The sequence below is a fragment of the Fervidobacterium sp. 2310opik-2 genome, from assembly GCF_011057735.1.
Taxonomy (GTDB): domain Bacteria; phylum Thermotogota; class Thermotogae; order Thermotogales; family Fervidobacteriaceae; genus Fervidobacterium; species Fervidobacterium nodosum.
The window spans coordinates 92,548-104,934 of sequence record NZ_LNGG01000005.1; the positions used below are offsets into that span (position 1 = coordinate 92,548).

Here is a 12,387-nt window from a genome sequence, read left to right on the forward strand (position 1 = left end):
ATGGCAAAATCCGAGACAAAGAAAACAACAAAGTCTTCATCTTCTAATGAAAAAGCTGATAAAACTAAAAAGAAACAATCTCAATCTTCATCTCAAATTATCGATAATTCAAACGTTTCAAAAGTTATTATAGTTGAATCCCCTGCAAAGGCAAAAACAATAGAAAACATTCTCGGAAAGGAATACAAGGTTATATCATCTAAAGGCCACATCCGTGACCTTCCGCAAAGGGATTTCGGAGTAGACTTAAAATCCTTAGATGTTGTTTTTGAAATAATTCCGGGAAAAGAAGGAGTCGTTGAGCAGATTAAAAATACAGTTAAAGGTAAAGAAGTGCTTCTCGCTTCCGACCCTGATAGGGAAGGAGAAGCTATCGCGTGGCATCTTGCAACTATTTTAAACATAAATGGAAAAAATAGAATAACATTTTCCGAAATCACGCCAAAGGCAATTCAAGAAGCGGTTAAATCACCACGTGAGATAGATATGAAGAAAGTAAATGCCCAACTCGCAAGAAGAGTGCTTGACAGAATCGTTGGTTACAAAATCAGTCCGCTTCTTTGGAAGATAATAAAAGATGCCAAAAGCGCTGGACGCGTTCAATCGGCTGCTCTAAAAATTCTCTGTGAACGTGAAAGGGAAAGAATAAAATTTGTACCTCAAAAATACTACAAAGTTTGGATTGAAATCGCAGGACTTAAAGCCAATCTCACAAAAATTGGCAACAAAAAATTAAAACCAACCGATATCACAAAAGAGATAGCCGATGATGTTTTAAAAAACGTTAAGAGCGTCAATTTAATAGACATAGACGTAAAAGAAGTAAAGAAAAATCCACCCTTACCTTTTATAACGAGTACACTGCAACAAGATGCTTCAAGCAAACTTGGATTTCCAGTTGCGAAAACGATGAAAATCGCTCAAGAACTTTACGAAGGTATAGACACGCCGGAAGGTCACATAGCATTCATAACCTACATGCGTACAGATTCAACAAGAATTTCCGACGAGGCAAAAGAAGCTGCAAAAGAACTAATATCAAAAAAGTTTGGCGAAGACTATCTCGGAGATGAGATAAGAAAAACTTCAAAAGAAAAAAGTAAAGCCAAAGTTCAAGACGCACATGAATGTATAAGACCTGTTAACGTAAATCTTCTTCCTGAAGAAGCGCAAAAACTTTTAGATAAAGACCATTACAGATTGTACGAATTGATTTGGAAAAGGTTTATCGCATCTCAAATGAGCAGTGCCATTTATAAGCAATACAGTTACGATTTTAAATCAGGAGATTACATATTTGAAGCTTCTATACGCGAGAGAATATTCGATGGTTTTGAATCTGTATACAGCACAGATAACGAAATAAGTGAGGAACACAAAGAGTTAAAAATCGGCGAGAGTTACGATGTTTTACCAAAAACAGCGGAAGCGGAAACAACACCACCTGATAGATACAGCGAGGCATCTCTTGTAAAAATTTTAGAAAGTGAAGGTATAGGACGACCAAGTACTTATGCAACGATAATCCAAACATTATTAAATAGAAAGTACATTATAAGGAATAGAAAAACACTTATTCCTACTGTACTTGGATTTGTAGTAAATGACTATCTTGAAAAGAAATTTCCCGATATAGTTGACAAAGGTTTCACGGCTGAGATGGAAAAACAACTTGATGAAATTGAAAATGGTACAGCACAATGGAAAGATGTAATAAAGAATTTTATGAAAGAATTCGGTAGAGACTTGGAAAACGCAGGGAAAGAATTCTTCACAATAAACTTTGAAACTAATAAAATCTGTGAAACGTGTAAAGAACCATACCATCTAAGAGTTGGAAAATATGGCTTGTATCTTAATTGTCAAAAATGCAATACAAATAAGTCTGTAAAAATCGATGAACTTGGTGTCCTACTTGAAGGTAAAATGTACTTCATCGAAGAAAAAGATGAAAAAACAGAAGATGAAAGCGACACAACTCAAGACGAAGCTAATGAAAAAAAAATCGGGATACTCTAGCAAAAAGAATTACTACAGATACAAAACTTCTTCGCGAAAATCGGCTAAAAATCAATCTAAACAAACTAATAAAAGCAAAAAAAGTAAGTGATGCATAACTCGGTGGAGGCATTGTAATGTTATGGGCGATAGGCGATATACATGGTTGTCTCAATGCGTTGGAAACATTGATTAACGAAATATCACCAACGCCAAATGATAAACTTGTCTTCTTAGGCGATTATATAGACAGAGGCCCTGATTCGAAAGGTGTTGTAGATTTTCTTATAGAATTATCAAAAAGAACAGATTGTATTTTTTTAAGAGGTAACCATGAACAAATGCTCTTGGATGTTATTGATAATGGTGATGATACGTATCTTTGGGTTATAAACGGTGCCACAGCAACTTGGAGAAGTTACGGCAACCTTCAAAATTTATTGTACAACGACGAACATCTTGAATTCTTTAGAAATACACAATACTATTTTATAGAAGATAAATACTTATTTGTTCATGGTGGTGTAAGACCAAACATTCCTATTGAAAAACAAGACAAAAGAGACTTAATTTGGATTAGAGAAGAGTTTATAAGTAAAAAGCACAATACAGGTTACATAGTCATTTTTGGACATACACCTTTTGAAGATGTTTTTATAGGAGAAGATAAAATAGGTATAGACACGGGGTGTGTCTACGGTGGCAAACTCACAGCATACAATCTAACGTTATCTAAGAAAGTGCAGGTGGAATGCTTAAATGGATAGCATAATTAAACCTATTTTTGCAGGCTTTTTGATGGGATTAGCAAATGTCATACCGGGAGTTAGCGGTGGCACAATAGCTGTAATCACAGGTGTCTTTGAAAGATTGATAGATATAATAAATAAAATAACTAAAATATCATTAAAAAAGAAAGATTTCATATTTATACTTATCTTAGGAATAGGGCAAATTATCGGTCTTTTAAGCGGAAGTAAGGTATTATCTTGGGCATTTAACAACTATTCATTTTACACATACAGCTTCTTCTTTGGCTTAATCCTTTTTTCACTTTTTAATTTGAAGAAAGACATAATGAAATTTAAAATACTTGAATTCGCCATAGGTGCGGCAATTGTAATAATCCCATATATATTATCTCACTCAAATGGTTCAATTAGTGTAACAAAGCCCACTAATATTAACTATTTTTACCTATTCGTCTCTGGTGCCCTTGCAGGTGCCTCGATGATTTTACCGGGTTTAAGTGGCTCTTTAGTATTGATGCTCTTTGGATTTTACGAAAGAGCTATAGATACGGTCTCGAAGATAACAAATATAAAATCTGGGAATTTCAATTCAAGTGATTTGCTATTTCTAGTTATCCTTGGATTTGGCGTACTTTTTGGTATAGGAATAATCGCAAAAGCCCTCAAAGTCTGGTTTGAAAAAGCAAGAGAATCAATTTTGAACTTCATTCTTGGACTCGTTGCAGGCTCTCTTTACCCAATAACTCCTTCGTTCCACGGTAGAGGTAGCACATTATGGATGCTTACATGGATAGCAATAGGTAGTTTATCTGTATTATTAATAGAAAAAGTTAACAAAAACCAATAAAAGTAAAACAAAGGGGGATTTTCAATGTCTTACCGTGAAGAAGTGAAATCTATACTCGAACAGGCAAAAAATGAAATTACAAATGCTGAAAATAGTAAAGTATTAAACGACTTAAGAGTTAAATACTTAGGTAAATCCGGTATCGTTACAAGTTTAATGAAACAACTCAAAGACCTTCCAAATGAAGAAAAGCCTATTTTCGGTAAAGTTGTCAATGAGTTGAAAGAAAGCATAGAAAAACTCTTAGATGAACAAAAGGAAAAGATAACCGAATATGAAAAAGAAGAAGCTTACAAAAAGCTTTGGGTAGATCCAACAATGCCAGGTGCGATTAGGTCAGTTGGACATCTACACATACTCACAAAAGTAAGGAATGAGCTTGAAGATATATTCATTTCAATGGGCTTTTCTGTTGTTGAAGGTCCAGAGGTAGAAACCCCTTGGTTCAATTTCGACGCGCTTAACACCCCAGAGTGGCACCCTGCAAGAGATGAGCACGATTCATTCTATATAGATAATGAACATCTCTTAAGAACCCACACATCACCGGTTCAAATTAGAACAATGTTATCAAGAAAACCTCCACTCGCAATAGTCTCACCAGGTAGGGTGTACAGAAGAGACTATGATGCAACGCACCTTCCGATGTTCACCCAAATGGAAGGACTTTACGTTGACCACGACGTTACGGTAAAACACTTAAAATACTTCTTAGAAGAATTCGCAAGAAGACTGCTTGGTGAAAACACAAAAATACGTCTAAGACCAAGCTTCTTCCCATTTACAGAACCGAGCTTTGAAGTTGACATATATTTCAACAACCGATGGTTCGAAGTTCTAGGTTCCGGAATGGTCCATCCAAACGTATTTAAAAATGTTGGTTACGATCCAGAAGAATGGAGAGGACTTGCATTCGGTTTCGGTATCGAAAGAATCGCAATGGTCAAATACGGAATTAAAGACATAAGAGATCTTGTCAGGAACGATGTGAGGTTCCTTGAAAATTGGTAAAATTCGCTAAAATGGAGGAACACAATGGAACAGAAAATAATTTCAGGACTTTTGCTCGTTGATAAAGACAAAGGTCCGACATCACATGATATAGTTAACAAAGTCAGAAATATTTTCAGCATAAAACAAGTAGGACACGCTGGAACGTTAGACCCATTCGCAACGGGCTTATTGCTTGTAGGAATTGGTAAAGCAACTAGACTTCTTGAATACCTACAAGGCGAAACAAAAGTATACAAAGTAAAAATGCAATTAGGAATTATCACAGACACATTCGATATAACCGGTACAGTAATGGAAGAAAATAACATTAACAACTCGGAAAGGGAAATCATAGAAGCGATTAATTCATTTATCGGCACTTACAAGCAGGTTCCACCTGCCTATTCTGCGAAAAAATACCAGGGTAAAAAGTTGTACGAACTTGCAAGAGAAGGCAAGATAATAAATCTTCCACCAAGAGAAGTAACGATATATGAAATATCTGATATAAAAATCGAATTACCATACGTTGAATTCACAACAAAAGTCTCCGCGGGAACATACATAAGAAGCCTTTGTATGGATATAGGCTACAAACTAGGCTGCGGAGCAACCACAGTTGAATTGAGAAGAACAAAAGTAGGAAAATTTGATGTTGGAAATGCGGTAAGAATAGATGAAAACATTGAAAAGGTAAAAGGACATGTAATCCCTATGGAAGAAATCTTAGACTTACCAAAAATTGTCATCTTAGATAAAACAAAAGTATACAACGGAATTCACCCAAAAGTGGAAGATTTAATATCATACGATAATTTCAAAAAAGATGACTTAGTTCAAATATTTGCCGATGGAAAATTAATAGCCATCGCAATGGCTGAACGTAACTCAAGCTTTATAGAAACACTAAAAAAACAATCGAGAAACGAGCGCATATTAACTTTGGAAAAAGTATTTAGACTTGATTAGGAAACCAATTAATGTAAGTAGACGGGAGGCATGGCTATGAAAGTTGGCATCGTCGGATTATCACAAGTTGGAAAGACAACAATATTCTCACTTTTAACTGGTATAGAAGTTGACCTTTTCTCTCAAGAACACCAAAGAGGAACGGCAAAGGTACACGATAAAAGAGTAGATATATTAACTAAAATGTACGAACCAAAAAAAGTTACTTACGCAACATTAGAATTTTTCGATACACCAGCTTTAAAGATAAACGACAAGAAAGAACGAATAGCGGTTTTCAACTTACTACAAAATGTTGAGGCAATGCTTATTGTAGTTAGAGCTTTTAAAAACGATTCCGTACCGTACCCTGAAGTAGAAAAACCTATAGACCAACTCAAAGCAACATTAGATGAATTTTTATTCAGAGACCTTGATGTTGTGATGGGACGTATAGAAAGACTGGAAAACGCCAAAAGAAAGTTGGAACCAAAAGAAGAAATTGAATTGAAACTGCTTAAAAGAATACAAGAAGCTCTTGAAAATGAACAGCTACTTTCACAAATTGAAATCAGCGAAGAAGAGAAAAAAATGTTAGGTGGGTTTTCTTTAGCAACACTTAAACCTATCGCCATAGTCGTAAACTTAGATGAGGAGCAATTCACAGATAAAAACTATGAAACAAAAGATGAAATTGTGAAATTATGTGAGAAAAATGGATTTGCATACGTTGAACTCTGCGGAAAACTTGAAATGGAATTAAACACTTTAAGCGAAGAGGAAAAAATGGAATTACTAAGAGACTTAGGTGTTGAAGAAACCGGCATCCAAAGACTTTCGAATGCTCTTTACAGTCAATTTGGTCTAATATCATTCTTTACAGTAGGAAAAGACGAAGTCCGTGCATGGACATTGAGAAAAGGTTCAACAGCTGTCGATGCCGCTGGAGTAATTCACACAGACCTTGCAAGAGGATTTATAAAAGCAGAAATTATAAAATACGAAGATTTAATAAAACTAGGCTCTGAAAAGGCTGTAAAAGATGCTGGATTAATGAAATTGGTTGGAAAAGAACACATCATAGAAGATGGTGATATAATTACTATTAGGTTTAACATTTAAAATTTAATGAGAGGAGGGCTAACATGTCAGACCCTATTGTCAAAATAAACGACAATGTATACGTTGTTAGAGACAGGGTAGTTGCAATTGTTCCTATAAGTTCAACTATCTCAAGAAGAATTAGAGCGAGCAACCAGCTTGGAGGAAAAATGCTTAACGTTTCGTATGGGAAAGAATGTCGAACTGTTATATTTCTAAACAGTGGTCACAGTTTACTTTTAGCTGAAAGTGCAAAAGAAGTTAGGAAAAAAGTATGGGGTGATTAAATAATTAGATGGAATTCCAAAGAATATTATTTAGAACAAACAAACATAATCGTTACAGTATAACCGCGTTAGTTGGCGCGATATTATCGCGGATTGATATAGATGTAATTGAATCAAAAAGCATAAGCGATATACTACAGTACCCTGTTGAGGGTACTGTAGTTGCTTATTCATTTATGAGTTTTGACATAGATATCGTTAAGGTTGAAGTGCAAGAATTGAAAAAACACGGATATATAATCATAGCAGGTGGACCGCACGCAACAGCGTTGCCTCAAGAAACGCTAAAAATTGGTTTCGATTATGTCTTTACCGGTGATGGTGAGGAAAATATCGTAAGATTTCTCTTAGGCGAGAGACCAGAAAATCGAATTTTTGATGGAATATCAAAGCGTATTAACCTTGATGAGTATCCTGCCATTTGCGAAAAGAAAAAACTATTTATGCCATTAGAAATATCAAGAGGCTGTCCATTTAACTGTGGGTATTGTCAAACTCCACGCTTGGCAGGAAAAATTGTAAGACACAGAAGTATAGAACAGATTGTAGAATACGAGAAAATTTCTGTCAAATATGGCAAAACAATCGCGAGATTCATCACTCCGAACGCGTTTGGATACGGGAGTAAGAACGGTGTTACACCTAATCTTGAAGCAATAGACGAGTTACTCTATAAAGTAAAAGCCACCGGTGTGACTGAGATATATTTTGGTACATTCCCATCAGATGTAAGACCAGAGAGTGTTACTGACGAAGTCTTAAAAATAATAAAAAAGTACGTAAACCACGATTACATAGTAATAGGTGCACAGAGTGGGAGCAACAGGATACTTGAGAAAATCCAACGTGGTCATACTGTAGAAAAAGTAGAAGAGGCGTTAGAAATATTGGCTCAGAATGGCTTTTACGCAAAAGTTGATTTCATATTCGGCTTCCCATTCGAAACAAAAGAAGATGTCGAAGAAACATTTAAATTCATAGAAAAAATAGTGAAAAAATACAACGCAAAAATCCACGCCCATACATTTATGCCTCTTCCGGGCACACCCCTTTGGAATGTTGGACCGGGAATACTAAAAAACTATCATTACAAATTCTTAGGTACACTTGCATCGCAAGGAATATTAGATGGGTATTGGACCACACAAGAAGAACTTGCAAGAAAAGTTGTTTCACAAAAAATTGAATAATCCAGTAATAAAACAAAAAGGCTGGTTTTGAAACCAGCCTTTTAATTATAATTTTTTTACTCTCTTGGGAAAATAATAAACTTTAAAGCTGTTCTTGTTTCATTTTCAACGTTGACGTCCGTGAAAGCTGGGACACAAACCAAGTCATAACCACTTGGTGCAAGGTAACCTCTTGCAATTGCAACAGCCTTAATTGCTTGGTTAACAGCTCCTGCACCGATCGCTTGAATTTCAGCTTTTCCTTTTTCTCTAATAACACCTGCTAAAGCGCCTGCAACCTTGTTTGGGTTAGATTTTGAAGAAACCTTTAGTACTTCCATGGTAATACCTCCTTTTTTCTGACGTCTGAAAATCACAATCTTTGTAGTCTAATCAGAGTGTTTGAACGGCAAAAATTAAAAAATTATCTAAATTTCTTACCTTACTGGCGCGCCCGGCAGGACTTGAACCCGCAACCATCGGATCCGAAGTCCGACGCTCTATCCAGTTGAGCTACGAGCGCGCACAAATAAAGATACTATCTATAAAAAAACTGGGGTGGCTAGAGGGATTTGAACCCTCGACCACCTGATCCACAGTCAGGCGCTCTGCCAGCTGAGCTATAGCCACCACAAATAATCTTACTATTAATTTTTTGAATCTTCTGGCGCGGCCGGCGGGACTCGAACCCACAACCCTCGGATTAGAAGTCCGATGCTCTATCCTGTTGAGCTACGGCCGCTGCCTGAAATCTAAAAATTAAAAAAATTGGAGCGGGCGACGGGACTCGAACCCGCAACCCTCGGCTTGGAAGGCCGATGCTCTACCAATTGAGCTACACCCGCAACTGGTCGGGGCGACTGGGCTTGAACCAGCGACCTCCGGTTCCCAAGACCGGCGCGCTCGCCAACTGCGCTACGCCCCGATTACCAAGACCGTGAGTTATTATAACATGTGCTTATTAGCATGTCAAGTATCAGAGTGTGAAACATTAAAGTTAAAATTGTATTTATTCCATTTTTAGTTATTTCGATTATTCTCCGCCTTCTTTTGGAATGACACATATAAATGATGCTTCTGTATTTCCATTATTTTGAAATTGATGTTCTTCGTTTGGTTCAACAAAAACATATGAACCTTTTGTGACTCTTTGCTTACCGTCTTTTCTTATAACATCTATTTCCCCTTCAACTATAAATACTTCATGTTCCCATGGATGTGTATGATAAGGTGTTGCTGCACCGGGTTTTAACGTAAACAATCTCATAACAAAATTTGGTGCACCATCCCTTGGACCTATCAAAACACGTTTTAATATCTGGCCACCATTAATTTCTTGTGGTTGCATTTCGTTGATGTTTCCTATCTTCATTCCTGTGCGCCCCCTTTCTCTTTTCTATAACAACGTACCTGTAAGGTTCTAAACCTTCAGAATATGTGTGTATATCAGAATACTTCTTGGCTATCTCATGGACAATCTTTCTCTCAAAAGCAAACATTGGGTCAAGTTTGACCTTTCCAATCTTCCTTACTTTCTCAATTGCATGTTCAACTATCTGCTCAAGTTGCTCTCTTCTTTTTTCTCTGTAGTTACCAGCGTCGATAATTACCGTAACCTTTGTATCTGTTATTCTATTTAAGAATATATTCGCCAAATGTTGAAGAGCACCCAAACCTTTACCGTGCTTACCGATAATTTTTCCAATCTCTTCGCTGTGACATGAAGCAAGAAATGTTTTTCCCCTACTTGTGACTTCAATAAAATAATCAATACCGAAGTATTTAAATATATTCTCCAAAAAGTCTTTTAATTTTCTCTCGTAATACTTATTTGTAATAGTTATTTCCGCAACAGCGTCACGTGCAAACAAACCAAATATACCGTGTGTTCCCTTATCAATAACGTTTACCTCGTACTCACCTTCCAAAACATCATAGTCAATCTTAAACTGCTCAAGAATATCATCCACTGTCTTTCCAATGTAGTTTAATCTCTTCAAGTCTATCACCTCACACTTTCTCCATTCACACTTTCTCCATTCACACTTTCTCCATCCAGTTCAACTAACCACATCATATTTTACAAGAAAATAAATTTATTATTTTTTCTTCGGCCTTATTCCCCAAAGTTCGTGTTGTGTTAAACCTTGTATTTTGTATCGCTTGTAAATGTAGAATGTTATAACAAGTTGAATGATAGAGTTCATCGTCCAGTACAAGAATATACCACTTGGCAAGTTAATAAAGAAGAATGGGAATATGGCACCCATTATTATCTGCTGCCATGCCGTTCTTGAATCTTGGCTTGTTATAAGCGCGAGGTAATAGGATGTTAGAATAGTGATAATAAGGAACAACCAGTTTGCTCCCCAACCACCTGCTGAGAGGTCCTTCCAAATCAAAAATCCACCCGAAACAGAGAAAAGTTCTTGATAACTTTGGATAACACCGTAAAGGAGCATAAAAATTGGTAATTGTATGAGCAACATCAAACAACCACTCGATGGATTTATCTTATTCTCTTTGTAAAGCTTCATGAGCTCTTCTTGCTGTTTCTGAGGATCCTTATATTTTTTCTTTATAGCTTCAACAGCTGGTTGGAGTTTCCTCATTTGAATCATCTGTTTTGTCTGCGCATGGTAGAATGGATACAATATTAACCTTACAATTATCGTAAAGACTATAATCGTCAATCCAAAATTTCTTGTAAATGTGTTTATCCAATTGAAAAACTCGGTAAGTCCATCGGCAATGAAACTGTACCATGTACCAACACCAGGAATTGTTTTGATAAGTTCTATAAGCCTTCCACTATCTTCTCCAAAAACATGCTTTAAAACTGTCTTCTTGTAAGGTCCCATATAAACAAAGAACTCTAAGCTATTCCCTACAACCTTTGTACCATCTAACTTACCGGAAAATTTTACAATCGAAGCGTAATCTTTATCAGGTCTAAAAGAAACAAAGAAGTTCATAGCGGATCTAACCGTATCATTTGACCATATCAATGGAAGCGCAATTTTTACTGAATCTGGTGATTCAATCTTTACCTTATAAGAATACGTTATAAGTTTATCATCAAATATATAGGTTTTTTTCAGCCGATTTGGATAATCAAAAGTTATCTGTAATGATTTATAACTATCTTTCTCTGCCTTTTCACCATAATTTATAGTATATGTAGGTGTGCCTTCTGAAATCTCAATATTATTCTCATTATAAATATCAAAACCATCGTTATCGTTAACATAAAACAAAAACGCTCTACCAAGAAGGTGAGAAACTTTAGAAAGATTACCATCTTTTCCTATTTCAATTTGTAAATACTTACTTGTAACAACAATAGAGTCAACACGTTCTTCCACAAAAATACTAGAAAATCCAACGCCCCTGATTAATATCCCCAACAGTACAAATAACAAAAAAACGACGGTTGATTTTTTCAATTTTACCGCCTCCTTAGACTATTATTTGATTTTTTAAAAAGGTAAAATTCAGTAGGAACTGGATCATGTCCACCTTTTGAGAGAGGATTACAACGAAGAACACGCCAGAAACCCAGGAGCAAACCCTTAAGAATACCAAAACGTTCCACTGCCTGATAAGTGTAAGTGGAACATGTTGGTTCAAATCTGCATGTTGGTGGTTTAAGTGGTGAAATATACTTTTGGTAAAATCTAATCAACTTAAGTATTACTTTCCGCATCAATTATCCTCTCAAAAACGTTCAATAGTGAACTGCAAATACTCCGGTAATCTGCTTTATCAAACTTTTCCGACAAATTCTTCCTTGCAATAATGAGAAAGTCAAAACCTTTGGAAATATTATACTTATTTGTCCTGAAACATTCTCTTACCCATCTTCGCAATTTATTTCTCCGGTTCGCTTTCCCAAACTTCTTCTTTACAGAAATAGCTATCCTACTGTAATCAAGTCCATTTTTTCTGTAAATAATAACAAAATACTCATTCTGTACGGACTTACCTTCTTTAAATAAAAGGGTTATATCTCTCCTGAGTTTCAGGCGTTCTTTTTTCCTGAAAGTATATCTTCTTACTTCTTTAGGTTCTATCAAACTGTGAGTCTCCATCTACCTGTTCTTCTTCTGTTTCTAAGAACTTTTCTTCCGCCTGGTGTAGACTTTCTCGCCAAAAATCCGTGTGTTCTTTTTCTCTTTCTTTGTGAAGGTTGGTATGTTCTCTTCATAACTCTTTCCTCCTTTTCTTTTCCAAAATCTGATGTAGTATTATTTCTTTGGATTTTAAAAATCGGACTATAAGAAATTATATCA

The 12,387-nt window shown here is 35.9% G+C and carries 15 protein-coding genes and 5 tRNA genes; 8 read left to right on the top strand and 12 right to left on the bottom strand.

Features of this window, described 5'->3' with window-relative positions:
* From topA to AS161_RS03035, 8 genes are all read left to right on the top strand, one after another.
* Entirely contained in the window at positions 1–2,019 is a 2,019-nt protein-coding gene (gene topA / locus AS161_RS03000) for a type I DNA topoisomerase (RefSeq protein ID WP_241241321.1), read from the top strand.
* Positions 2,020–2,135: 116 nt separating this feature from the next.
* Positions 2,136–2,765, top strand: a complete 630-nt coding sequence (locus AS161_RS03005) for a metallophosphoesterase family protein (protein ID WP_164541740.1) — start codon at positions 2,136–2,138, stop codon at positions 2,763–2,765.
* On the top strand, positions 2,758–3,597 hold the full coding sequence (locus AS161_RS03010; RefSeq protein WP_164541741.1) for a DUF368 domain-containing protein: 840 nt from the start codon (positions 2,758–2,760) through the stop codon (positions 3,595–3,597). The genes AS161_RS03005 and AS161_RS03010 overlap by 8 nt, the downstream gene beginning before the upstream one ends.
* A 24-nt stretch (positions 3,598–3,621) precedes the next feature.
* Positions 3,622–4,608: a phenylalanine--tRNA ligase subunit alpha gene (gene pheS / locus AS161_RS03015; RefSeq protein ID WP_164541742.1), complete on the top strand. Its 987-nt coding sequence runs from the start codon at positions 3,622–3,624 to the stop codon at positions 4,606–4,608.
* 24 nt (positions 4,609–4,632) lie between these two features.
* Positions 4,633–5,559: a tRNA pseudouridine(55) synthase TruB gene (gene truB / locus AS161_RS03020; RefSeq protein ID WP_206518751.1), complete on the top strand. Its 927-nt coding sequence runs from the start codon at positions 4,633–4,635 to the stop codon at positions 5,557–5,559.
* Positions 5,560–5,595: 36 nt separating this feature from the next.
* Positions 5,596–6,660, top strand: a complete 1,065-nt coding sequence (locus tag AS161_RS03025; RefSeq protein ID WP_164541743.1) for a DUF933 domain-containing protein — start codon at positions 5,596–5,598, stop codon at positions 6,658–6,660.
* Positions 6,661–6,683: 23 nt separating this feature from the next.
* Complete coding sequence (locus AS161_RS03030; protein WP_011994196.1) at positions 6,684–6,926, top strand: DUF370 domain-containing protein; 243 nt, start codon at positions 6,684–6,686, stop codon at positions 6,924–6,926.
* A gap of 8 nt (positions 6,927–6,934) precedes the next feature.
* A complete protein-coding gene (locus AS161_RS03035) occupies positions 6,935–8,116 on the top strand; it encodes a TIGR04013 family B12-binding domain/radical SAM domain-containing protein (protein WP_164541744.1) in 1,182 nt (393 codons plus the stop codon).
* 56 nt (positions 8,117–8,172) lie between these two features.
* Here AS161_RS03035 and AS161_RS03040 read toward each other — a convergent pair whose 3' ends face one another.
* The 12 genes from AS161_RS03040 to rpmH all read right to left on the bottom strand — a co-directional run bounded on the left by AS161_RS03040 (position 8,173) and on the right by rpmH (position 12,302).
* Positions 8,173–8,436, bottom strand: a complete 264-nt coding sequence (locus AS161_RS03040) for a stage V sporulation protein S (RefSeq protein ID WP_011994198.1) — start codon at positions 8,434–8,436, stop codon at positions 8,173–8,175.
* A gap of 105 nt (positions 8,437–8,541) precedes the next feature.
* A tRNA-Arg gene (locus AS161_RS03045) sits at positions 8,542–8,618 on the bottom strand.
* A gap of 31 nt (positions 8,619–8,649) precedes the next feature.
* Positions 8,650–8,725: transfer RNA gene (locus AS161_RS03050), tRNA-His, on the bottom strand.
* Between the two features lie 35 nt (positions 8,726–8,760).
* Positions 8,761–8,837: transfer RNA gene (locus tag AS161_RS03055), tRNA-Arg, on the bottom strand.
* Positions 8,838–8,864: 27 nt separating this feature from the next.
* Positions 8,865–8,940 (bottom strand) — tRNA-Gly (locus tag AS161_RS03060).
* Positions 8,941–8,943: 3 nt separating this feature from the next.
* Positions 8,944–9,020 (bottom strand) — tRNA-Pro (locus tag AS161_RS03065).
* A 108-nt stretch (positions 9,021–9,128) separates the two neighbouring features.
* Complete coding sequence (locus tag AS161_RS03070; RefSeq protein ID WP_041256920.1) at positions 9,129–9,467, bottom strand: cupin domain-containing protein; 339 nt, start codon at positions 9,465–9,467, stop codon at positions 9,129–9,131.
* Positions 9,424–10,095 (bottom strand): RNA-binding cell elongation regulator Jag/EloR, encoded by a 672-nt coding sequence (gene jag, locus AS161_RS03075; RefSeq protein ID WP_164541745.1) that lies wholly within the window; start codon positions 10,093–10,095, stop codon positions 9,424–9,426. Before jag ends, AS161_RS03070 begins: the two co-directional genes overlap by 44 nt.
* 99 nt (positions 10,096–10,194) lie before the next feature.
* Positions 10,195–11,541 (bottom strand): membrane protein insertase YidC, encoded by a 1,347-nt coding sequence (yidC, locus tag AS161_RS03080; protein ID WP_206518752.1) that lies wholly within the window; start codon positions 11,539–11,541, stop codon positions 10,195–10,197.
* A 2-nt stretch (positions 11,542–11,543) separates the two neighbouring features.
* Positions 11,544–11,801 (bottom strand): membrane protein insertion efficiency factor YidD, encoded by a 258-nt coding sequence (yidD, locus tag AS161_RS03085; protein ID WP_164541746.1) that lies wholly within the window; start codon positions 11,799–11,801, stop codon positions 11,544–11,546.
* A complete protein-coding gene (gene rnpA, locus AS161_RS03090) occupies positions 11,782–12,171 on the bottom strand; it encodes a ribonuclease P protein component (RefSeq protein WP_011994203.1) in 390 nt (129 codons plus the stop codon). The genes yidD and rnpA overlap by 20 nt, the downstream gene beginning before the upstream one ends.
* A complete protein-coding gene (rpmH, locus tag AS161_RS03095; protein WP_011994204.1) occupies positions 12,168–12,302 on the bottom strand; it encodes a 50S ribosomal protein L34 in 135 nt (44 codons plus the stop codon). Before rpmH ends, rnpA begins: the two co-directional genes overlap by 4 nt.
* Positions 12,303–12,387 lie beyond the last annotated feature (85 nt).